Source organism: Luteibacter sp. 621 (assembly GCF_050435445.1).
Classification (GTDB): domain Bacteria; phylum Pseudomonadota; class Gammaproteobacteria; order Xanthomonadales; family Rhodanobacteraceae; genus Luteibacter.
The window spans coordinates 104,033-127,769 of sequence record NZ_JBNDKI010000006.1 but is presented as its reverse complement, the minus strand read 5'-3'; the positions used below and the strand labels follow the sequence as shown (position 1 = coordinate 127,769).

The 23,737-nt window shown below is 59.3% G+C and carries 17 protein-coding genes; 16 read left to right on the top strand and 1 reads right to left on the bottom strand.

From position 1 onward, the window contains the following. The first annotated feature begins 66 nt into the window (after window positions 1-66). From ABIE56_RS09080 to ABIE56_RS09040, 9 genes are all read left to right on the top strand, one after another. The gene (locus tag ABIE56_RS09080; protein ID WP_429243487.1) at window positions 67-1,236 is read left to right on the top strand and encodes a trans-sulfuration enzyme family protein; all 1,170 of its coding nucleotides are present in this window, start codon (window positions 67-69) and stop codon (window positions 1,234-1,236) included. A 3-nt stretch (window positions 1,237-1,239) separates the two neighbouring features. After that, a complete protein-coding gene (locus ABIE56_RS09075; protein ID WP_429243486.1) occupies window positions 1,240-2,034 on the top strand; it encodes an ABC transporter permease in 795 nt (264 codons plus the stop codon). Next, on the top strand, window positions 2,034-3,260 hold the full coding sequence (locus ABIE56_RS09070) for an ABC transporter ATP-binding protein (protein WP_429243485.1): 1,227 nt from the start codon (window positions 2,034-2,036) through the stop codon (window positions 3,258-3,260). Before ABIE56_RS09075 ends, ABIE56_RS09070 begins: the two co-directional genes overlap by 1 nt. Beyond that, a complete protein-coding gene (locus tag ABIE56_RS09065; RefSeq protein WP_429243484.1) occupies window positions 3,257-4,666 on the top strand; it encodes an FkbM family methyltransferase in 1,410 nt (469 codons plus the stop codon). Before ABIE56_RS09070 ends, ABIE56_RS09065 begins: the two co-directional genes overlap by 4 nt. Before the next feature lie 19 nt (window positions 4,667-4,685). Then, the gene (locus tag ABIE56_RS09060) at window positions 4,686-8,078 is read left to right on the top strand and encodes a glycosyltransferase family 4 protein (protein ID WP_429243483.1); all 3,393 of its coding nucleotides are present in this window, start codon (window positions 4,686-4,688) and stop codon (window positions 8,076-8,078) included. A gap of 67 nt (window positions 8,079-8,145) precedes the next feature. Continuing rightward, window positions 8,146-9,180, top strand: a complete 1,035-nt coding sequence (gmd, locus tag ABIE56_RS09055; protein WP_429243482.1) for a GDP-mannose 4,6-dehydratase — start codon at window positions 8,146-8,148, stop codon at window positions 9,178-9,180. Then, window positions 9,158-10,081, top strand: a complete 924-nt coding sequence (locus ABIE56_RS09050; protein WP_429243481.1) for an NAD-dependent epimerase/dehydratase family protein — start codon at window positions 9,158-9,160, stop codon at window positions 10,079-10,081. The genes gmd and ABIE56_RS09050 overlap by 23 nt, the downstream gene beginning before the upstream one ends. 17 nt (window positions 10,082-10,098) lie before the next feature. Then, the gene (locus ABIE56_RS09045; RefSeq protein WP_429243480.1) at window positions 10,099-11,451 is read left to right on the top strand and encodes a phosphomannomutase; all 1,353 of its coding nucleotides are present in this window, start codon (window positions 10,099-10,101) and stop codon (window positions 11,449-11,451) included. An 81-nt stretch (window positions 11,452-11,532) separates the two neighbouring features. Then, complete coding sequence (locus tag ABIE56_RS09040; RefSeq protein ID WP_429243479.1) at window positions 11,533-12,324, top strand: FkbM family methyltransferase; 792 nt, start codon at window positions 11,533-11,535, stop codon at window positions 12,322-12,324. Window positions 12,325-12,377: 53 nt separating this feature from the next. Here the strand turns inward: ABIE56_RS09040 and ABIE56_RS09035 are convergent, their stop codons facing one another. Then, a complete protein-coding gene (locus tag ABIE56_RS09035; protein ID WP_429243478.1) occupies window positions 12,378-13,790 on the bottom strand; it encodes a mannose-1-phosphate guanylyltransferase/mannose-6-phosphate isomerase in 1,413 nt (470 codons plus the stop codon). 319 nt (window positions 13,791-14,109) lie between these two features. Between ABIE56_RS09035 and ABIE56_RS09030 the strand changes: the two genes are divergently transcribed. From ABIE56_RS09030 to ABIE56_RS09000, 7 genes are all read left to right on the top strand, one after another. After that, window positions 14,110-15,060: a UDP-glucuronic acid decarboxylase family protein gene (locus tag ABIE56_RS09030; RefSeq protein ID WP_429243477.1), complete on the top strand. Its 951-nt coding sequence runs from the start codon at window positions 14,110-14,112 to the stop codon at window positions 15,058-15,060. Between the two features lie 2 nt (window positions 15,061-15,062). Then, complete coding sequence (locus ABIE56_RS09025; RefSeq protein WP_429243476.1) at window positions 15,063-16,010, top strand: glycosyltransferase; 948 nt, start codon at window positions 15,063-15,065, stop codon at window positions 16,008-16,010. A gap of 222 nt (window positions 16,011-16,232) precedes the next feature. Beyond that, window positions 16,233-16,670: a hypothetical protein gene (locus tag ABIE56_RS09020; RefSeq protein ID WP_429243475.1), complete on the top strand. Its 438-nt coding sequence runs from the start codon at window positions 16,233-16,235 to the stop codon at window positions 16,668-16,670. A 15-nt stretch (window positions 16,671-16,685) separates the two neighbouring features. After that, complete coding sequence (locus ABIE56_RS09015; protein WP_429243474.1) at window positions 16,686-18,734, top strand: hypothetical protein; 2,049 nt, start codon at window positions 16,686-16,688, stop codon at window positions 18,732-18,734. An 82-nt stretch (window positions 18,735-18,816) separates the two neighbouring features. Next, window positions 18,817-20,451, top strand: a complete 1,635-nt coding sequence (locus ABIE56_RS09010; RefSeq protein WP_429243473.1) for a hypothetical protein — start codon at window positions 18,817-18,819, stop codon at window positions 20,449-20,451. Window positions 20,452-20,453: 2 nt separating this feature from the next. Then, window positions 20,454-21,620 carry a nucleotide sugar dehydrogenase gene (locus ABIE56_RS09005; RefSeq protein ID WP_429243567.1) on the top strand — a complete coding sequence of 389 codons (1,167 nt, stop codon included), beginning with the start codon at window positions 20,454-20,456 and terminating at the stop codon, window positions 21,618-21,620. A 48-nt stretch (window positions 21,621-21,668) separates the two neighbouring features. Continuing rightward, window positions 21,669-23,666, top strand: coding sequence for an ArnT family glycosyltransferase (locus ABIE56_RS09000; protein ID WP_429243472.1), 1,998 nt, complete (start codon window positions 21,669-21,671; stop codon window positions 23,664-23,666). The last annotated feature ends 71 nt before the right edge of the window (window positions 23,667-23,737 follow it).

The window sequence follows — 23,737 nt, the reverse complement described above, 5'->3', positions numbered from 1 at the left end:
GGTAATATGTGCTGCTTTGTTCGGCCCCCTGCACGGGGTTCCGGTCTGGATCTTCGGGAAAAATCAATGGCTTCCAAAAATACCCCTCGTCAGTACGGCCTGGGCACCCTCGCCATCCACGCCGGCCAGCACCCGGATCCGTCCACCGGGGCCATCATGACCCCGATCTACGCCACCTCCACGTATGTTCAATCGAGCCCCGGTGTGCACAAGGGCTACGAGTATTCGCGTACGCAGAACCCGACGCGCATGGCCTATGAGGCCTGCGTCGCCGCGCTCGAGGGCGGCGTGGCCGGCTTCGCGTTCGGTTCGGGCCTGGCGGGCGCCGCCACCGTGCTCGATATGCTCGATACGGGCAGCCATGTCATCGCCATGGATGACCTGTACGGCGGCACCTACCGGTTGTTCGAGCGCGTTCGCCGCCGCTCCGCCGGGCTGGATTTCAGCTTTGTCGACCTTAACGACACCGCAGCCCTTAAGGCCGCGCTAAAGCCGAACACGCGGATGATCTGGGCGGAAACGCCGACCAACCCCATGCTGAAGCTGGTGGACCTGGCCAAGCTGTCGGCCTTCGCCAAGAAGCACGGGCTCATCCTGGTTGTGGATAACACCTTCTGCTCGCCCATCCTGCAGCGCCCGATCGAATATGGCGCCGATCTCGTCCTGCACTCGGCCACCAAGTACCTCAATGGCCATTCGGACATGGTGGGCGGCATCGTCGTGGCCGCGAACAAGGACATGGCCGAGCAGATGGCCTTCCTGCAGAACTCGGTCGGCGCTGTCTCCGGCCCGTTCGATTCGTTCCTGGCCATGCGTGGCCTGAAGACCCTGCACCTGCGCATGAAGGGGCATTGCGAATCGGCGCTGGATATCGCCCGTTGGCTCGAGAAGCACCCGGGCATCGATCGCGTGATCTACCCCGGCCTGAAGTCGCACCCGCAGCACGCGCTGGCGCGGCGGCAGATGGATGGCTTCGGCGGCATCATTTCCGCGGAGGTGAAGGGCGGCCTGCGCGCGGCACGCAAGATGCTCGAGCGCTGCCACCTGTTCGCCCTGGCCGAGTCCCTCGGCGGCGTGGAAAGCCTGATCGAGCATCCGGCGATCATGACCCATGCGTCCATTCCGCCGGCGACGCGCAAGCGGTTGGGGATTAGTGACTCGCTGATCCGGTTGTCGGTGGGCGTGGAGGATGTGGAAGATCTGCGCGCTGAGCTGGCGACGGCGCTGGGTCGCTAACCCATGGGCGACTTGCTGAGTGCCGTCTGGCGCTATCGACACTTCATTACGTCATCGGTCCGCAACGACCTGAAGGCGCGATTCGCGCGCAGCCGGTTGGGTGCTGCCTGGATGATCCTGCAGCCGCTGGCGCAGGTGGCGATCTACTCGGTCGTGCTCTCGCGAGTGATGGGTGCGAAGCTGCCAGGTATCACCAACGAGTACGCCTACTCGATCTACCTGATGTCGGGCATGTTGGCCTGGTCGCTGTTCCTGGAGGTCGTGACGCGTTCGCTGACGCTGTTCGTGGATAACGGCAACCTCATGAAGAAGATTTTCTTCCCGAGGGCGACGCTTCCGTTCGTCGCAGTGGGCTCGGCATTGGTCAGCAATATGCTCCTCTTCGTCGCCACACTGGCGATCTTCGCCATCGTAGGCCACCCGCCCACGCTTGCCCTGCTTTGGTTGCCCCTGCTCACCGCGGTACTCGTGGCGTTTTCGCTCGGCCTTGGCCTGGTGCTGGGTGTCGTGAACGTTTTTGTTCGCGATGTGGGCCAGGTCATGACCGTGGTGTTCCAGCTCTGGTTCTGGATCACCCCGATTGTCTACATGCCCAATATCCTCCCGGGCGGCTTCGCGAGGGTTATCGCCGCCAATCCCATGTATTACGTGGTGAAGGCGTACCAGGATGTGCTGCTGAACGGCCGCACCCCGGATCTCGTGCCGCTGGCATGGATGGCAGTCGGTAGCCTGGTCCTGCTGGGCATGGGGTTTGTCATGTTCCGCCGCGCGGCGCCCGAAATGGTGGATGTCCTCTGATGCCAAACGTTCTTGAAGTCACTGGCCTCGGCAAGGCGTTCCGCGAGTACGGCAGCGAACTGAAGCGGTTCGCCACCTGGTTCGGCGTGAAAGTGAAGCCGCGCGAGGAGCACTGGGTCATCCGCGGTATCAGCTTCGCCGTCGGGCAGGGCGAGGCGATCGGTATCGTCGGCCAGAATGGCGCCGGCAAGAGCACCTTGCTCAAGCTGATCACTCGTACCCTCATGCCCACGGAAGGCAGCGTGGCCGTGCACGGTCGCGTCGCGGCGATCCTTGAACTTGGCATGGGTTTTAGCGCGGACCTCACCGGGCGCCAGAACGTTTACCACGCTGCCGGCCTGATGGGCTTTTCGCGTGAGCAGATCGACGCTGCCATGCCTGACATCGAAGCATTCGCCGAAATTGGCGAGTACTTCGATGAGTACGTGCGCACGTATTCAAGCGGCATGCAGATGCGTGTTGCCTTCAGCGTTGCGACCGCGTTTCGCCCGGATATCCTCATCGTTGATGAGGCATTGTCGGTAGGTGATGCTTACTTCCAGCACAAATGCTTCAAGCGCATCAAAGAGTTCCGCGAGCAGGGAACCAGTTTGCTGATCGTGTCGCACGATAGCGGCGCCATCCAGAACATGTGCGATCGCGCCATTCTTCTGCAGGGGGGGCGTGTACTAAAGGATGGTGACCCTGTCGAGGTGATGGACGCCTACAACGCGCTCATTGCCGAGCGCGAGAATACGACGATGAAGGTCGAGCGCCTGGAGTCTGGCCAGGTCCAGACGATCTCTGGGACCTTTGAAGCTGTAGTTAAAGATATTCGCCTCCACGCCGCCTCAGGCGAGCCCGTGGAGTTTGTCGACGTCGGGCAGGACGTCGAGCTGCGGATTGATGTCGAGGCACATAGCGACATCCCGCGCCTGGTATTGGGATACATGATCAAAGACCGTCTCGGGCAACCGGTCTTTGGCACCAATACCTTTCACACGAAGCAAGTCGTCACGAATGTGGCGGCAGGGTCTGTAGTGTCCTATGTGGCGAAGTTTCCCGTGAATATCGGGGCGGGGTCGTACTCGATCTCGACAGCGCTCGTCAGTACGGATACCCACTTGGTCGATAACTACGAGTGGCGCGACCTGGCTTTGATCTTCACCGTGGGCAATCATTCGCACCCTCATTTTGTGGGCAGTGCGTGGATTCCCCCCACCATTGAATACAAGCTCCTGCCATGACATTTATTAGCTATGCCCAAAACTTCGAGGACGTGATGCTCCATCGCGTCCTTGGTGCCGTAGGTCAGGGCTTCTACGTTGATATCGGGGCACAGCACCCCGTCGACGATTCCGTCACCAAGGCATTTTCTCGTGCCGGATGGCGTGGTATCAACGTTGAGCCGGTCAAACAGTGGTTTGACATGCTTGTGGCCGATCGACCCCACGATATCAACCTAAACGTGGCCGTGGGCGAGACTGGTGAGCTCCGGCTTTTTGAGGTTCAAGGCACGGGTCTTTCGACGACGGATGCCGAACTGGCGGCCCGTTACGCTGCGGATGGCAAAGATGTCCTCGAGCACGTCGTTCCCGCAGTGACTTTGGACAGTATCTTCGACAGCGAGCAGGTTGGAGCGGTCCATTTCCTGAAGGTGGACTGTGAAGGTGCGGAACGAGCGGCCCTTGCTTCCTGCTCTTTTGATCGTGTCAGGCCATGGGTCGTCGTGGTCGAGGCGACTGAGCCCAACAGCCAGGTAGGAAACCAGGACAAGTGGGAAGATATCCTGTTGGGGCATGCCTATGTCCCTGCATACTATGACGGTCTGAACCGCTACTACGTAGCCCGTGAGCACGAGGAATTGCTTCCCGCATTCCAGGCGCCGCCCAACGTTTTTGACGACTTCATCCGCGCCCGTGACCAGAACGCGCACGAGGCGCTACACGACCTTCATTTCCGTGCGCACGATATGGTGCAGGAGCTGACAAGTTTGCGGCCGACCGTGGCTCAGCTTGCCGCGAGCCTCGATGCTGCCAACCGCCAGCACGATGAGCGGATCGCGTTAGCGGCAGCTCAGGAAGCCGATCTACGGGCCAGGTTGTTTAATTCATCAGCCGAGGCCGAGCAGGCGACCAGCAAGGCAGCTGAGCTAGAGCGCATGGTCTCGGACCTCAGGGTGCAGATGGGTGCGGACCGGCTCGACAAGGAACGTCGCGAGACACAGCGCACCATCGCTGATCTGCGTGCCAGGGAGGCATCGCTGCAGGTAGAGGTATCCCGTCGGGACGACTATATTCACGCTTTAACCACGAGTTCGTCATGGCGACTGACGGCACCTGTGCGTGGTGCGAAACTCGTTGCCGTTAAAGGGTTGCGATTTGCATGGCGCACCAGCCGGCCCGCGGTGGCGCGAGTGGCTCGTGCCGCGCGGCCAGCCATTCGTGTTGCGCTCCGCGTGCCGGGCGTTCAGCCGATAGCGTCGAGGTTGTTTGGGCCGCACACGCGCCTTGGCCGGCGCGCACGTGCATTCTTTGCGCCGCCTGTCAGCGCAGGCGATGCAACGTTTGTGCCGATCGGCGCACTCACTGAGCAAGGGCAGGCCATGGAGGCCTTGTTGAAGGACATGATCAAGAAACGTTCAGAAGGGTGATGCGAATGGAGGGTGGGGGATGCGCGTATTAATCGACCTGCAGGCGTGCCAATCGCCCAGCGGCCGCATCCGCGGCGTGGGACGGTACTGTCTTGCGCTCACGCAGGCGATGGTGCGCGAAAACCGGGGGCACGAAGTCTGGATCGCCGTAAATGGAGCCATGCCCGTCTCGGTCGCGGCATTGCGCGATCTGTTCCGCGACGTGCTCCCAGTGGAGCGAGTCGTGATGTGGGAGAGCATCGGTCCCACTGCTTCCATGGACACGGCAAATCTCCAGCGGAATCGTGTCGCGGAGGTACTGCGTGAGACGTTCCTTGAAGATTTCGGTGCTGACGTCGTTCTGACGATGAGCATGATCGACGGTTATGCCGACTCGGTGGTGACATCCGTTCGTCCGGAGTCTGGTGCGCTGCAGGCAGCGATTGTCTTTGACTTTATTCCATTCCTCATGCCTGAGATTTATCTGGCGAGGGAAGGGGTGTCGGAGTGGTACACGGGCAAGCTGGAACATCTTCGCCAGTGCGACCTTCTTCTAGGTATCTCCGAGTTCACGAGTCGCGAGGCTGCTGAACTGCTCGGCGTTGGGTCTGATCGCGTTGTGAATATTTCCGCAGCGGTCGGTCCCGAGTTCCGCAAGCTTTGCGGCGACCACGCGGCGTCGGTAGGACGGAAATTCGGGATTGAACGGCCTTTCGTCATGTACGCGGGCGGCTTCGATCCGCGTAAGAACCTTGCCCGTCTGATCGAGGCCTTTGCGCTACTTCCCCCTGATGTGCGTGAGGCACACCAACTCGTGCTTGTGGGCGGCATCGGGAAGCTGGAGCGCGAGGCGCTTGACGGTGTACGGGCTAATCAGGGCCTCGCGGCGGACGATCTTGTGTTCACCGGGTTCGTGACAGATGAAGAGCTTGTGCGGCTCTACAACGCGTGCGCGCTCTATGCTTTCCCATCTACCCACGAAGGCTTTGGCCTGCCAGCGCTCGAGGCCATGGCGTGCGGTGCCGTCGTTGTGGGGTCGAATACGACGAGCCTGCCGGAAGTAATCGGCGCAGCCGAGGCACTTTTCTCACCATACGATCCTGCCTCCATCGCGCAGAAGATCCACGAGGGCCTTGTTGACGAGGTTTTTCGTGAGTCGATGAGGGAGCACGCATCCCAACAGGTCAAGTTATTCTCCTGGGAGGCGAGCGCTGCTGCTGCTTGGGAGGCGATTGAACGAGCGAAAGCGAATCCTCCGCGAAGCCTCGGCGCCAGCGCGCCGGTTCAAAGACGAAGTAAGAGTGTTGCTGTACTCAGTGCGCGCGCGTCGTTGCCCGATGCGATCCTGTCGGCGTGCGAATCAGCGTCGGTGACGTTGTTCGCGCCCGCCGCGTCGGAGGAGTTCAATGTCGCAGCGTTGCCCGTTGGCTGGGTGCGGCGCCCGCTTTCCGGTTTCGTGCCTCGCGGCTTCGACAACATTATCGTTGATGTCGCGGCGGACCCATCGACCGCTACGTTGCTTTCCGCAGTTCGCGATACGCGGGCGCTCATCGTTTGCGATGACGGTGTTATGGGCGAACTCGCGGGGCAACTCCGCGAGATGGATGCGTATCTGCTCGGTCAGATGTTGTACGGATGGGGCGGCTACGCTGCCTTGTCCCGTCTTACAGATGAAGGGGCGCTGGCGAGCACGCCGCTTGGGGCTGCCGCTTTTGGCTCGTCACACTGGCTCGCCGACGAAGCAGGCAGTGACGGTTCGCGCCCGGTACACGAACTGGTTTCAGAAATTATTGATCTGCCTGGCGTTGCCGGATGGAGCGTGGGGGATCTAACACAGCTTGCCGCTGCACTCGCAGGCAATATGCCACGCCGGTCTCCCCAGCGGACGCTATTTGTCGACGTTTCAAATCTTGTGATGACGGATGCGAAGACCGGCATTCAGCGGGTCGTCCGGCACGTCCTAGCCGAGCTGCTCACAAATCCTCCGTCCGGGTTTCGTATTGAGCCCATATATATCCGGGCACATGAAGTGTTCCGCTATGCGCGGAAGTTCACGCTCGAACGCTTTTATCCCGAGGCGAGCTTCGCTGGCGACGAACCAGTGGACTTCCGGCCGGGCGACGTATTTCTTGGTCTGGACCTTGCCGCGCACCTCGTGCCGGCGTTTCGTGACACGTTTGTTGGCATGCGCGCCCGCGGTGTCTCGGTTACGTTCGTCGTTTATGATTTGTTGCCGCTGCTTCGTCCGGACTGCTTCGACGACATTCACCTTCCGGTATTCCGCGCCTGGTACGACGCGATCGCAGAACTGGCGGATGGCGTTGTTGCCATTTCCAGGACGGTTTCCGATGAGTTCAAGTTCTGGCTCGACCAAAGTGCGCCCGCGCGCGAATTGCCGTTGAAGCTCGGCTGGTTTCACCTCGGGGCCGACCTTCTCCCTCCGCGCGTGTCCGAAAGCACGAACAAGGTGGAGCTCCCGGCCTTGGGTGACCGGCCGACTTTCCTGATGGTCGGGACGATTGAGCCGCGGAAGGGCCATGCGCAGGTGCTTGCTGCCTTCGAGCGACTCTGGGCAAAGGGGCGCGATGTGAACCTGGTGATCATCGGAAAGCCCGGTTGGCGTATGGAGAAGCTGATGGGCCGCCTACGTGACCATCCTGAATCGGGGAGGCATCTGTTCTGGATGCATCGCGCCGACGACGAGCAGCTCGTCGCCATGTACGCGCGGGCTTCTGCTCTCGTTGCCGCCTCGGAAGGCGAGGGCTTTGGCTTGCCGTTAATCGAAGCGGCGCAGTACGGCCTTCCTGTCATTGCCCGTGACCTGCCGGTATTCCGGGAGGTCGCCGGTGATCATGCTGCTTATTTCTCGGGATACGAACCTGAAGGGTTGGCCGGCGTTGTGGATATCTGGCTTGATCAGATGTCCGAATCCGCCCAGCCAGCCTCCACGGGCATGCCGTGGATCACTTGGCGCGAGTCAGCCGCCCAGCTTGTTGACGTGGCTGTCGCCGGGCATTGGCAGGATTCCTGGATGGCAAATCCGCTCCGTCGCTTCATGGCCACGGACTATCGAGCTGAGGCGACGACGGGGCGTTTTGACAGAGGGCGTAGAGTTGCAAACGGCGTCCCCGGCATGCTCTATGGATCAACGGCCTTCCCTCTGTCCCGCGGCATTTATAAGGTCACCGTACTTGGCGAGCACGGCCTGACCGACGGCGGCTGGCTTGATGTTGTCGCCCATGAGGGGAGGTGGCGGGTCGCATCGACTGGACTCGATGGCCAAGGGGGCGTACTCGCTTCCATGCAATTGGAGTTGTACGACGATGTCCGGGACCTTCGTTTCCGCCTCATGGTCGATACCGGAACTGACCTGGCTTTCGAGGGTGTCGAAATTTCACCTCTCGGAAGCGACAATGCGCCCGCTTCGGCATAACTGCTTCGCGGTTCTGCCGTACCAAAAGTTTTGCTAGAATAAACAACCATTTGAAGTGACGGATACGATGAAGACAGCATTGATCACCGGAATCTCCGGCCAGGACGGCGCCTACCTCGCGGAGCTTCTCCTCGAGAAGGGCTACCGCGTATACGGTACCTATCGGCGCACCAGCTCGGTTAACTTCTGGCGTATCGAGGAGCTGGGCATCCAGAACCACCCGAACCTTGAGCTGGTCGAGTTCGACCTGACCGATGGTGGTTCGGCTATCCGCCTGCTGCAGACCACGGGTGCGACCGAGGTGTATAACCTTGCCGCGCAGAGCTTCGTGGGCGTGTCGTTCGATCAGCCGGCGACCACCGCCGCCATCACGGGCGTGGGCGCGCTGCACCTGCTCGAAGCCATCCGTATCGTCAACCCGAAGATCCGCTTCTACCAGGCGTCGACCTCGGAGATGTTCGGCAAGGTACAGGCCGTGCCACAGAAGGAAGATACGCCGTTCTACCCGCGTAGCCCGTACGGTGTGGCCAAGCTATACGCTCACTGGATCACGGTGAACTACCGTGAGTCGTATGGCATCTTTGGTTCCAGCGGCATCCTGTTCAACCACGAATCGCCGCTGCGCGGCCGTGAATTCGTCACCCGCAAGATCACCGACGCCGTTGCCAAGATCAAGCTGGGTAAGCTCGACACCATGGAACTGGGCAACCTGGATGCCAAGCGCGACTGGGGCTTTGCCAAGGAATACGTGGAAGGCATGTGGCGCATGCTGCAGGCCGACGAGCCGGATACCTTCGTGCTCGCCACCAACCGCACCGAGACCGTGCGTGATTTCGTGACCCTGGCCTTCAAGGCTGTCGATATCGAAATCGAGTGGAAGGGTAAGGACGAAGGCGAGACCGGTGTCGACAAGGCCACCGGCAAGACCCTGATCCGCATCAATCCCAAGTTCTATCGCCCGGCGGAAGTCGAGCTGCTCATCGGCGATCCGGCCAAGGCCTTCGAAAAGCTGGGCTGGAAGCCGGACACCACGCTGGAACAGCTGTGCAAGATGATGGTGGAAGCCGACCTGCGCCGGAATGAACGTGACGCCTCGTTCTGACGCTGCCCGCGGCCGCGTTCTTGTCACCGGCCAAAGGGGCTTCACTGGTCATTATGTAACTGCCGCGCTTCGCGCGGCAGGGTACGAGGTCTTTGGGCTTTCTGCGCAGCCTGGTGATCTGGCCGCTCCGGGCGTGGATCTGCTTGACCGGGCGGCGGTGCGCAGCGCGGTGGATGCCGTGCGCCCGGATGCGGTGGTGCACCTAGCTGCCATTGCGTTCGTCGCGCATGGCGATGCCGAAGAGATGTACCGAACCAATGTGGTAGGTACACGCAATTTGCTCGAAGCGCTTGCGGCGCAGCCGGCATTGCCGCGGGCAGTCTTGCTTGCAAGCAGCGCCAATATCTATGGCAACAGTGATGTTGAGCTGCTAGACGAAACGGTGCCGGCATCGCCTGCAAATGATTACGCGGTAAGCAAGCTTGCCATGGAGTACATGGCGCGGCTGTGGATGGATCGACTGCCGGTGACGCTTGCCCGCCCATTCAATTACACAGGTGTTGGCCAGGCGGAAAATTTCTTACTGCCCAAGATCGTGTCGCATTTCCAGCGTCGAGCCGAGGTCATTGAGCTCGGCAACATCGATGTGGCTCGGGATTTTCAGGATGTGCGCTTCGTCGCCGACGCCTATACGCGTCTCCTGGCCTCTGACGCGGCGGGCGAGGTCGTGAACCTGTGTTCCGGCACATCTGTATCACTCATGGAGGTGATCGGCTTGATGCAGGAAATCGCAGGGTACACGATTGACATCAGGGTCAATCCGGCCTTCGTACGCGGCAATGAAGTGGCCCGCCTTACGGGCGATAATCGCCGCCTGCGGTCCCTCATTGGCCCCCTCGACATCATTCCATTGCGTACCACCCTCGAGTGGATGTACGCGAATCCTTCGGTGGCGCGCTAAGCGCCAAGGAACGCCTCATGAAGTGCTTCAAGGCTTATGACATCAGGGGCCGGGTGCCCGACGAGCTGAACGCGGATATCGCCTATCGCATTGGACGCGCATTTGCGCGAGCCGTGGGCGACGGCGATGTTGTCGTTGGATTCGATATTCGCCTCGATAGCCCGACATTTGCTGCCGAAGTTGCGCGCGGGCTCACTGACGAGGGCCGTAACGTCATTGATATCGGGCTGTGCGGGACCGAAGAGGTGTATTTTCAGACGGCACACCGCGGCGTCGCCGGGGGCATCATGGTAACGGCAAGCCACAACCCGATCGACTATAACGGGATGAAGCTGGTGCGCGAGGGCGCGCGGCCTATCAGTGGCGACACTGGCTTGCGCGATATCGAACGCATGGTCGAGGAAAATGCGTTTGACGTGCCAGTTGGGCTCCGTGGCCATGTTCGGCGTGACCATGATAAGGCAGCTTATATCAAGCACCTACTGGGCTACATCGACGCGACCACGCTGAGGCCGCTTAAGATTGTCGTAAACGCGGGAAACGGCGGTGCGGGCGCTGTGGTCGACCTGCTTGCGTCGCACCTCCCGTTTGCATTTGTTCGGGTCAATCATGAGCCAGATGGATCATTTCCGAACGGCATTCCCAATCCGCTGCTACCTGAAAACCGTGACGCCACTGCGCGCGCGGTCATTGAGTCGGGCGCCGACATGGGTATCGCCTGGGATGGCGACTTCGATCGGTGCTTCCTCTTCGACGCGCATGGAAACTTCATCGAGGGTTACTACATCGTGGGCTTGCTTGCCGCCCAGATGCTCGAGAAACATAAGGGCGCGCGGATCATCCACGATCCACGGCTGACCTGGAACACTGTGGACATGGTCGCCGCCGGCGGGGGTGTTGCCGTTGAAAGCAAGACGGGGCACGCTTTCATTAAGGAGCGGATGCGTGCTGAGGATGCTGTATATGGCGGCGAGATGAGCGCTCACCATTATTTCCGGGATTTTGCGTACTGCGATTCGGGAATGATTCCCTGGCTGCTTGTCGCCGAGCGCGTGTGCAAGACAGGTGTGTCCCTCGCCGACATGCTGGCTGAGCGAATCGCGGCTTATCCCTGTAGCGGAGAGATCAACTTTCGTGTCGAGGATGCAGCTGGAACAGTGTCCAGGATCGTTGACCACTACACAGCCAGCGCTGAGGAAATCCAGCATGTAGATGGCGTGAGCATGTCGTTCGGCGGGTGGCGTTTTAATCTTCGGTCCTCGAACACAGAGCCATTATTGCGCCTCAACGTGGAGTCTCGAGGTGATGTTGCCTTAATGGTTGCGAAAACCGACGAAATTCGCGCGCTAATTGGCGGCGAGCCAGCGTAATTAGTTTCGGCCTCGACCTGGTAGCGACCCTGCGCAAACTATGGCAGCATCTCCGGACTACCGGAATGAGGCTGCGATCCCATGGAAGCAACGGTCGATATCGCTGGGCGTAGATTTCAATTGACGTCGGATGACGATTACCTGAAGTCTGTTGGGTCGGAATTTGAGCCCGATATGATCCGGTTGTTTCGATGCTTTGCCAAAGGCACCGTCCTGGATATCGGCGCGAATATCGGGTGTACGGCCCTCGCGTTCTCGGGCATGGCTGATATTGTCCATGCCTTTGAGCCGTCCCCGTCTACATTTCGGTTGATGACCACCAATACCAGCGTGGTCCAGAACGTACAGCACCATAATTTTGGCCTTGGTGAAGCGCCAGGATCCTTTGAGCTCACGTTCTCGCCTACGAATCGCTCGGGCGGCTTCGTGTCGAACCAGACCAAGGCCAGCGCTGGCCACACGGTGGAGCAGATAGAGATCAGGACACTCGATGACGTCGCGCCGACCCTGGGTGTCGACAAGATCGATTTCATCAAAATCGATGTGGAAGGCTTCGAGGGAAGCGTGCTGCGCGGAGCCGCGAGAACCTTGGCCACTAGCCAGCCAGTGGTAGCACTTGAGCTCAACCATTGGTGCCTGAACGCTTTCCAGCGCACCAGTGTTCCCGATTTTTTGGACTATCTTCGCGGTGTCTTTCCGCGGCTTTACGCCGTGCAAGGGAATACGTACCTGGACTTGCACGATCCGAACGAAAGTTACGCTGTGATGTATCTACACATCCTGCAGATGAAGTACTGCACCCTCGTCGGTGCATTCGATGACTCGCAGCTGCGAACCTTCCATAAGGACTACGTCCATCGCCTTGCGGAGTGACGGATGCGATACCGGCCCGCGGAGAAAGTCCGAGGGCCGGTATCGGTGTGGGCTCACGCCCGGCCGTAGACGTCTTCGAACCGGACGATATCGTCCTCACCCAGGTAGCTGCCTGACTGCACTTCGATGAGCTCAAGCGGGACCTTGCCAACATTGCGGAGGCGATGGGTGACCCCGAGAGGGATGTAGGTGCTCTGGTTTTCCGTGAGCAAGAAGACTTTTTCGCCGCACGTTACTTCCGCCGTTCCCGATACCACGATCCAGTGCTCGGCGCGGTGGTGGTGCATCTGCAGGCTGAGGACCGATCCTGGCTTGACGACAATGCGCTTCACCTGGAAGCGTTCGCCCATGTCGATCGAATCGTAACTTCCCCAAGGGCGATAGACTTGGCGGTGGGCAAGGTGCTCGCCACGTCCAGCGCCGCTCAGGGTGTCGACGATCTTCTTCACGTGCTGGACCTTGTCCCGAGCCGCCACCAGCGTCGCATCCGGCGTTGCGACGATCACGACGTCGTCCAGCCCGATGGTGGCCACCATATGCCGGTCGTGCGTGCGAACCAGCGTATTTCTTGTGTCGAGGGTGATGACATCGCCATCTGTCGCGTTGCCCTCGGTGTCCTTGTCTGCCGCTTCCCAAAGGGCTGACCATGAACCGATATCGCTCCACCGGCAGCTCACCGGCACGACGGCGGCACGGCCCGTCTTTTCCATGACGGCGTAATCGATCGAGTCATCCGGCACCTCCGTCATCGCAGCCTTGTCAAAGCGCACGAAATCGAGGTCCGGCTGGGCCGACTCAAACACCTTGACCGTCGCGGCATGAATGGCGGGCGAGTGCTTCGCGAGCTCCTCCAGGTAGCGTGAGGCCTTGAACAGGAACATCCCGGAGTTCCAGTCGAAATCACCGCTCTCGACATAGCGTGCCGCCGTGGCGGCGTCCGGTTTCTCGACGAACTGTGCAACTTTGAAGCCTGAATCACTGACGGCTTCGGCACGCTTGATGTAGCCGAACCCGGTTTCAGGTGCCTCGGGGCGAATGCCGAAGGTGACCAGCCAGCCCTGGTCGGCCAGCGGGAACGCACGGCTGACGGCATCGACGAAGCTGCTTTCGTCGCCAATGAGGTGATCGGCCGGTAGGACCAGCAGGATGGCGTCGGCGTCGCCCTTCAGGGCCTGCATCGCAGCAAGGGCAATGGCGGGCGCAGTATTCCGGGCGGCGGGCTCCAGCAGGATCGACGATCCATCGACGCCCAGTTCCTGGAGCTGTTCCGCCACCGTGAATCGGTGGTCCTCGCTACATACGACGATGGGCGCGCCCGAACTCGCCAGTTTCCGGGTGCGTTGAACCGTCTGCTGGAACAGGGTTTTATCACCCACGAGTGCCAGGAACTGCTTAGGGCGGTTCTTCCGGGAGAGAGGCCAGAGACGGGTTCCGCTACCGCCACTGAGGATGACTGGGACAATCATGGGTTCCGCTCCAAGGGTACGTTAACCGGCCGATTATAGCGGCCGGCGGGCGGCCTAGGCCGTGGAAGCGGAACAGGCCGTTCAGTCAGGCCAGTCCCGGGGGGCGTCCTGCCCCGAAGGTGCGGTCCCTGACATCGCAAGGCATCCGACGCGAGCCTCGTAGTATCATTCGGGTGATGCGGGGGTGGTCTGGCCGGCGGGGGCAGGCAATTGCGCCGGAGCGCCCTGTAACTTCGCATACAATTGAATATTTGCTGGCCGGCCGACGATGCCGTCGGGTTCCGTTTGGCCAGCGTCCCGTGGATCCCGAGGATAGGAAATGTCTCTAAATCAACAACGCGTGCTGGTCACCGGCGGTGCCGGGTTCCTGGGGTCCCACCTCTGTGATCGCCTGATCGCGGCAGGGCATGATGTCCTTTGCGTCGATAACTTCTATACGGGCAGCAAGGCCAACGTTGACGGCCTTCTCAACCATTCGCGTTTTGAACTGATGCGCCACGACGTCACCTTCCCGCTCTATGTGGAAGTGGACCGGATCTTCAATCTTGCGTGCCCGGCGTCGCCGGTCCACTACCAACACGACCCTGTCCAGACGACCAAGACCAGCGTCCATGGCGCTATCAACATGCTGGGCCTGGCCAAGCGGGTCGGCGCCCGCATCCTCCAGGCGAGCACGAGCGAAGTCTACGGGGATCCTGAGATTCACCCACAGGTTGAAGGCTATTGGGGCCGCGTGAACCCGGTCGGTATCCGTAGCTGCTATGACGAAGGCAAGCGTTGCGCCGAAACCCTGTTCTTCGATTACTGGCGCCAGCACAACTTGGAAATCAAGGTCATGCGTATCTTCAATACGTATGGTCCGCGCATGCATCCGAACGACGGCCGTGTGGTCAGCAACTTCATCGTCCAGGCGCTCAAGGGTGAGCCCATCACGATCTACGGTGATGGTAAGCAGACCCGCAGCTTCTGTTATGTGGACGACCTGATTGAAGGCATGCTTCGCCTGATGGATTCGCCGGCGGATTTCACCGGGCCGGTGAACATCGGTAACCCGGGCGAATTCACCATGCTTGAACTCGCGGAAACCGTTGTGCGCCTGGTCGGCGGCAAGTCGACGATCGAGCACCGCCCCTTGCCTTCAGATGATCCGAAGCAGCGCCAGCCCGACATCAGCCTGGCGAAGGCGACGTTCGACTGGGAGCCGAAGGTCAATCTCGAAGATGGCCTCAAGGAAACGATCGCCTACTTTCGACACCGTCTGCAGGCATGAGTATGGCAGGCGCGCAAAAAGTCGTGGTCATGCCGGTCTACGAAGATGTCGAGGCATCGACCCGGCTCTTCCAGGAGTTGGCAAGGACACAAGGCGCCGGCACCTACGTCGTCGCAGTCGACGACGGATCAGTGCGCCAGCCTCTTGATGTGGCTGCTATCGCGGCGGCGGGGCTGGATGGCGTGGTCGTGAAGCTGCGACGCAACGTAGGCCATCAGCGTGCCATCGCCATTGGCCTGAGTTACGTTGCCGAGCACTTCGGCGACGACGTCATCGTCGTCGTCATGGATTCCGACGGCGAAGACACTCCTGAAAGCATCACCGAGCTTGTCGCGGGGCTGGCCTCGCGAGAGGTCGATGTCGTGGTCGGGGCTCGAAAGAGCCGCGTCGAATCGCTTAAGTTCAAAGCCTTCTACGTCGTCTACAAGACACTGTTCTCGCTCCTTAGTGGTCGCAAGATCAGCTTCGGGAACTTCATGGCGGCGAAGATGCCGGCGGTGCGGCGACTCGCATCCATGCAGGAGCTATGGACTCACGTCGCGGCCTGCGTGCTTGGTTCAAAGCTGCGCGTAGGAAGCTGTGCTCTGGACCGTGGTCCGCGCTACGCGGGTAAGAGCAAGATGAACTTTGTTGGTTTGGCGTTGCACGGATTCAGGGCGCTGATGGTGTTCGCGGAGGACGTGCTGGTGCGTGTTGGCATTGCCTGCACCCTCGTCGCGGGCCTCTCCGTCGTCGGCGGAGTGACCGCCATGGTGTTGAAAGCACTCGGTTTCGCTACGCCGGGCTGGTTCTCGCTGGCCTTCGGCATCCTGCTTCTCGTCTTCCTGCAGACCGCCGCGCTTACGCTGATTATCCTGATGCTTTCTGGGATGGTTCGCAGCGGTGGCGTGCTGGGTATTGGCAGCTATCGCGAATTCGTCGACAAAGTACTGCATGCACGTGAGCGCTGATATGGCGCTCGACGTGTTGTTCGTTCGCCGTGCCCTCGCGAACACAGACTTGGTATCAAAATGAACAAGTACCTTCGCGCGCTGATAGCGTCAGTTGCCTATGTGGTCGTCCTACTTTTGACTTACTACATTCACATGCGGAATTTTCGCGTGAATGTAGTGTTCTATGCGACGATTCTTGACGCGGTAATCGCGTTAGTCGTTGTGGGGGCTGTATGCGCGGTGTCACGCTGGTTTGGTGACTTCTCCCGCCTGGAGTTGATCCAGCTTTGCCTGATCTGGCTTCTGGGTGGGTATGCCTTCGCGATCTCTGTGCCGACGGTGATTGATCGTTCGCTTTCCTTCTACATCCTGGAGAAGCTCGAACAGCGAGGCGGTGGCATACGCGAGGACGCGTTTCACCAGGTGTTCACCGAGGAATACGTCAAGGAGCACCATTTGGTCGAGGTCCGACTCACGGAGCAACTGCAGTCAGGCACGATCAAGATCGAAAATGGTTGCGTAACGTTGACGCCATGGGGTGAACGACTGGCGACGTTCAGCCGGTTCTACCGGAAGAACTTGCTCCCGACGCACCGGCTACTCATGGGCAAGTACACCGATGCCCTCACTGATCCCTTCCGTGATAGCCACATGGCTACCGATTACCGCTGCCACTGACGGTCTGGTTTCTGAATGTTCCCGAAGAACAATGCCCCGGAATCGGTCTGGAGTGGCAGGGTAGCTCGCTGGCTAGTCCCCGCCGCGCTCCTTGCACTTGGGTTTTGCCTCATTCCCTTGCTGCAAACGTGTGGGCTCAAGTGCTTTCCTGGAGATCTTGGGGACGCGCGTTTCAACGACGTCGTTCTCGAGCACTTCTATCGCTGGATGACGGGACAGCAGCGTAGCCTTATCAGCCCCTCGTACTTCTACCCGATGCCGGGCGCCTTGACGTTCTCCGATAACCACTGGGGATCCGCCTGGATCTATTCGATCTTTCGCATGATTGGAGCGGATCGCTACCAGGCGTTCGATCTTTGGTATCTGTCGGCATTCATTGCCAACTTTGTGGCAACGAACTACGTTTTTCGTCGACTCGGCTTTTCGGTCGTAGCGTCTGCCGTAGGCGCGTTCGCGTTTACGTTCGCCATGCCCGTGGTAGCCAAATACGGCCATGCGCAGCTGGTCTGGCGCGCACTCATCCCGTTAGCACTGTTGTGCTGGCAGCGCTTTCGCGAGACATCGGCCGTACGCTGGGTCGGGCGACTGGCAATCACGGTTGCCCTGCAGTTCTTCGTTTCCATCTATCTCGGATACTTCCTTCTTTTGTTCATTGCCGCCTGGGCGGTGTGCCAGTGGCTTATCGAAGGCTGGGGGCCGCGCAAATGGCTGGAGCCGTGGCTCCAATGGAGAGCGGCGGGAGGTCGGAAGGAACTCGTGACGGCGGGTGTCACGATCCTACTGGCGCTAATCGCGGTTGCCTGGTTGATGGCGCCATACCTGCATTTCGCCCATCTCTATGGTTTCCGTCGTTCGCGCGATGAAATCGCGTCGATGTTGCCGCGCCCGCAAAGCTACCTGATAGCGGATCTCTCTAATATCTGGCGAACGTTTAGCTATTGGGTCGGTTCGACGATTCCCATGCGCGCCGAGCAACAGATGTTCTTTGGTGCGGGAGCCATTGGGCTAGCTGTACTCGGAATTATCCGCTCGCCATCGCGCATGCGTTGGATTGCCGCTCTTTCGTTCATGGTTCTGGTCGTCCTGACGCTGAGCGTCGGTGGCCATTCCCTGTACCTCTGGCTCGTGCGGGTCCCAGGCGTCGATTCAATCCGGGCAGTCGCCAGGATCGGCCTGGTCCTGACACTTCCGCTCGCGCTGCTTATTGCCATGGCAATCGATACAGCGAGGGATTCGGGCGGTGCCGTTCGCATTCTCGCGGTGGCGCTTGTGGTGGTCATGATTTGTGAGTCGTCGACCATAAGTGTGCGCACGGTGGAGATCACAAGCGCGCGCGATCGCATCACGCGTCTCGCAGCCCAAGTGCCTGACGATCTTCCTCCGAGGACAGTCCTGTTCAATCCACTTCGCGCCGACGAATACTTCTACGTCAGCGAGCTTGATGGTGTCATTTTGGCCCAGGAAACGGGGCGACCGACACTCAATGGATACTCTGGGAACATCCCTCCGGGTTATGAACCGCGTTCCGAGCTTTCTCCATGCGCGCAGGTGCTGGCGAGGATGCGCGGATCGGCCGACTTTTTCATCGGGCGGCTGAAAAGGCCTCGCCCCCGTGGCGCTGAGAACATGCCGTTTGTTTTTGGCGCACCCGCCGGGTGTGATGAAGAAGTCATGCGGGAGCCGAGCGACGCTGAACTGGGCAAAATCTCCATGCGCGTCGAAACACTTGGCCGGGGAAGCGGTGGGATACTCGTGCGCGTCCGTGTCCACAACGGCTCAGAGCATGCGGTCAGTACCCTGGATGGTGCAAGGCATCCGCTTCGACTGTCCTGGCAGACGCTGAGCAATGACGCCGCTAGCGATCCCAGCGCCTGGGTCCCAAGAATCGTGATCCCGGGAGCGGATCCGATGATGCCGGGCGAAGATCGTGTTGCGCGATTTGTCGTCCCAGAGTCCGCAGTGCCGGCATCCAGAGTCGCCATTAGCGCCGTCCTTGAAGGGCGCGCCTGGCTGCATGATCACGGAGCGGCTCCCGTCATCGCGTCCCTCTCCGCCGGGATTTGACCAGACGTATTTGGGGAATGATTTGGAAGTCTACGCAATCTCAGCGCAAAGGCGACCGTCGCGAAAACTGGTACTTGCCCTTGTGGCTGTGCTGTTTGCCGCTCTGCTCGCCACGATCGTGGCGATCAGGCCGTTTAACAACACGCCAGATATTCGCTCCGATGGCGTTGGATATCATGCATGGGCTCACGCTATCGCGCATGGGGATGTAACGTTCTGCAAATACGGGCAGATGCTTCGCTATGTGGGCGCTATTTCTGAGCAAAGCGATGATGGCCTGCGTTGCAGAAACAAGTACCCGCCTGGGGTTGGCTTGCTACAGCTCGCGTTCTCGTGGCCTTTTCTCGCAGCGCATCCTGATGAGACCGGGTACTCAGTAGGCGAGAACCGCGTGGTCCTGTGGGGTGGTTCCGTCCTGCTGTTTGTCAGCTGCGTCTTGCTGTGTGCGACCGTTCTTCGTCGAGGTGCGTCTGCGACGGTGTCGCTTGTGGCCGTGGCGGCCATGGTATTTGGCACGGGGCTATTCCATTACGCGACGTACGATGCATCATTCAGTCACATCTACAGCGCGTTCGGTTTATCCGTTCTTCTCTGGCTGGTATATGGCCGGCCAGGCATCAGCAACGGGCGGATCGTCGCGTTCGCCCTGGTTGCCGCATGGCTCTATTCCGTGCGGCAGACGAATGCCGCCGTGAGCCTCGCCGTCGTATACGTGTACCTACGCGAGACCCCGGGCCCGCTCAGGTGGCGTGTCCTGTATGCGTGGCTTTCAGGGACGGGTTTCGCTGCGGCCGTGTTGCTGATATACGGCAAGTACGTCAGTGGGCATTCGTCGCTTTCAAGTTACGGTTCCGAAGGGTTTCCCTCATTCGGTGCGCATTTTCTGGACGTGCTCGTCTCATACGAGCGCGGACTTATTAGCTACTACCCAGCATTCGGCGTCGCGGTGATACTCGCGCTGTTCTACATCAGGAAGCCTGTCCACCACGCGTTCGTCGGCCTTGTTTGTATCTTCGCGCTTCTCTATGGATCGTGGCACGCATGGAGCCTCGGCGCCGGCTTTGGTCATCGCGGGTTCGTGGAGTTGGCGCCCTTCGGAGTGATCGTCCTGGCGGACGCGCTCAGGTCAATGTCGGCAGTCGCGCGAAAAGGGTGCTTCGCGATCCTGATCATTTGCTGCATGGCGACGACGTTTGCGATGTCGGCTTATTGGCGTGGCGAACTCCCGTTTGAGGGAGCGACGGCTGGCCAATACTGGCGGAGTGTGGTGCCTACGAGCCTCTTTCATCATCGAAAAATGGAATACACGAAGACGGATATCCAGCAAGTACGCCTTGGGTTTGACAGCGCCGAGCGTTTGGCGGACGGGCAATGGGAAGTTCGGATATCCATCAAGAACGGCAACCGTAAGACGCCCATCCTCGGCAAAGGTAGTGGTTTGCCACCACTGCGAGCTTCTTGGCGCGTCGTGTCCGCGCGGGCTGATGTTCACCAGGGGTGGGACCCGAGGCTTGAAATTCCCGAGCTAGAGCCAGGACAGGGTGCGGTCATTGTCGCGCGCGTGCCAGGCCCGGCCGAACCCGGGTCAGATCAACATTTGCAGTTCTCGCTGGTCCAGGAAGGGGTGTTCTGGGCTCATGATATTGGAGTCGCTCCTTTGGACATTCCGTGGAGCACCGACCGACTTTCCTCGTTCCAGGAGCTGAAACAACCATGACCATGAAGATCGCTATTGTTGGCACCGGCTATGTCGGCTTGTCGAACGGCGTACTCCTTTCACGCGCTAACGAAGTCGTGGCCCTGGACATCGTCGAATCCAAGGTCGCGATGCTCAACAAGGGGCAGTCGCCGATTGTCGACGCCGAACTTGAGGCTGCCCTAAAGACGGGCACGTTGAACTTTAGGGCGACGCTCGATCCAGAGGACGCGTATAAGGACGCATCATTCGTCATCATCGCCACTCCGACCGATTACGACCCCGAGACCAATTACTTCAACACGGGATCGATCGAAACCGTCGTTGCACAGGTTCTGAAGATCAATCCTGCGGCGACCATGGTGATCAAGTCGACCATTCCGGTGGGCTATACGGCGAAGCTGCGTGAGAAATTCGGCGTCAGTAACATTGTCTTTTCGCCGGAATTCCTCCGAGAAGGCAGGGCTCTGTACGACAACTTGCATCCGTCCCGCATTATCGTCGGCGATCATTCGGTTGCAGCAAAGACCTTTGCTCGGCTGCTCCAGGATGGGGCGGAGAAGAAAGACGTCCCGGTGCTATTTACTGATTCGACTGAAGCCGAGGCTATCAAGCTTTTCGCCAATACATACCTCGCGATGCGCGTGTCCTACTTCAATGAACTGGATACGTATGCCGTCACGCATGGGCTGGATAGCCGCCACATTATCGAAGGTATTTGTCTGGATCCGCGGATCGGCGGAGGCTATAACAATCCCTCATTTGGGTATGGTGGGTATTGTCTGCCGAAGGACACGAAGCAGCTGCTGGCGAACTACCAGAGTGTGCCGCAGACGCTCATTCGCGCAATTGTTGATTCGAACACGACTCGTAAAGATTTTATCGCGGATGACATTCTCAAGCGAAAGCCCAAGGTGGTCGGTATCTATCGTCTCATCATGAAGAGTGGGTCCGATAATTTCCGCTCGTCGAGCATCCAGGGGATCATGAAGCGCATCAAGGCCAAAGGCGTGGAAGTGATCGTCCACGAGCCTGTGTTGGAGACTTCGGAGTTCTTCCACTCAAGGGTCGTCAATGATCTTGAAAAGTTCAAGAGCGAGGCTGACGTCATCATCAGTAATCGGATGGCGGATGCCCTCAATGACGTCGCCGACAAGGTGTACACGCGCGACCTCTTTGGCGACAACTGAGGTCGCCGCCGCTTCGCCGGGGTTGGTTCGGAAAGGGATGTCGTGAGTATGACCAAAAGCTATACGAAGATCATCGCGCCGTTGCTGTTTGTCATCTATCTCATAATCGGTGTGCTAGTGCACGCCGATTATGGCGTCTCGTGGGACGAACCAATCTCGCGGATGAATGGATTGGTGAACCTAAAATATGTCGAGGGCATCTTTGCTCCGCAGTTGCTCGACGATGGCATGAAGAACGTTCCTGATCTGGGCCAGTGGCCGGATCGGGACTACGGTGTGGCCTTCGAATTGCCATTGGTTGCGCTTGAGAAGGCGTTTGCCGTTAATGACGACGACCTTTACGCTTTTCGCCATTTGATCATTTTCTTGTTCTCGTCGCTCGGCGTTTTGGCGATATACAAGACCGCCAGGTTGGTCTATGGAGACTACCGGTTAGGGATGCTGGCAGCGGCGTTCCTGGTTTTATCACCACGATTTTTCGCAGAGTCGTTCTATAATTCAAAGGACATCGTGTTCATGGCATCCGTAGCGATGGCCATGTATACGTTCACTCGCGTCATCTTGAGACCGAGCGTTCGATCCTCGCTGCTTCATGGCGCGATGACCGCAGTTGCAATCGATATTCGCATCATGGGGATCATGATCGTTGCGGCGACGCTGGGCGTACTGGCGGCAAAAGCGATAAAGAAAGAGATCTCCTGGGTCCATTTTATCGTGTGCTCAATCGCGTATCTCGCCGCGACCGTCCTCGTTGTCTACGCGATCTTCCCGTACCTTTGGGCAGATCCGATCGGACACTTCAGCGAAGCGCTGTCCAACATGGCGAAGTTCCGGTGGAACAGCTCGGTCCTTTATCTCGGTACCGTGTACCAGGCGACAGCGTTGCCTTGGCACTACATCCCTGTATGGATTCTAATAACTACGCCGATCGTGTTCACCGTATGCATGGTGGCTGGGGTAATCCGGTGTCTTCGATTGCTTGCACGGAATCGATTCGCACTGTGGCGTTCCAATACCGAAATGGCTGAGCTAGCCTATCTCGCTCTTCTGGTTTGTCCCATTCTCGCGATCATGGCGCTTCACTCGGTAGTCTATGACGGGTGGCGGCATTTGTATTTCGTGTATCCAGCATTCGTCCTCGTAGCGATCGGTGGCTTCGCCGGTCTGGTCAGGGCGAAGAGCGTGGGGATGGGTTGGGGGCGGCCTCTGGTGCTGGTAGTGGTCGGGTTGTCCTTGCTGGGCAACTGTTACTGGATAGTCAGGGCGCATCCGCTGCAGAACGTGTACTTCAATCGTCTCGCCGGCGGCGACTGGAAGAATCGCTTCGAGCTTGACTACTGGGGTGTGGGTAACTGGGCGGCGCTGGAATCAATCCTGAGCCGCACCGATAGCCAGGCGATTACCGTCAAGGCGATAAGCGCGACACCATTGGACCGTGCGCTACTCTCCATGCCTCGCAAGGAGAGTGATCGATTCATCCTGTCGTCTCCTGAGGCGAAGACGGAATACATACTGGATAACTATCGATTCACCGGGAAGGCGGACCTGAGCGATTACGATCTGTTCTACCAGCGTAAGGTCTCCGGGGAGAAGGTCGTATCGATTTATCGGATACGCGATGAATCGCTCGCTGACAAGGTCACTCGTAACGATCGAGCTTACACACCTGAAGAGTTCAGGCAGCTAAGTTATCAAGTGCAGCGCCGATACAAGGCGGGTGCGCAGACATATGTTGATGTCCGGATAGGTAACGCGTCTTCCAACTCGGTGGCCGTGGCATCGTCTGTCGGTAAGCCGGTCCGTGTTTCGTGGCGCTTCCTGGATGCGAGTGGCCGTCCTACCGATGGATGGAATAACCGGAGGGACCTGCCGCGTGACATTCCTGGACATGGAGGGATCATCGTGAAAATACCCATCTCGAATCGTGAGGAAGTTCCTGGGGGCACGCTCCAGATCGCGCTCCTGCAGGAAGGTGTTTTTTGGTCACATGATGTCGGCATGCCTCCGGCGTCGTTCAAATGGGCGGCGGACGACAGCGTTGAGTAACCAAGTTGCCTGGTGAAGTGCCAGGGCATGCGGTACATGACGACTATCAAGACGGCGAGCGAGTGCCCGCG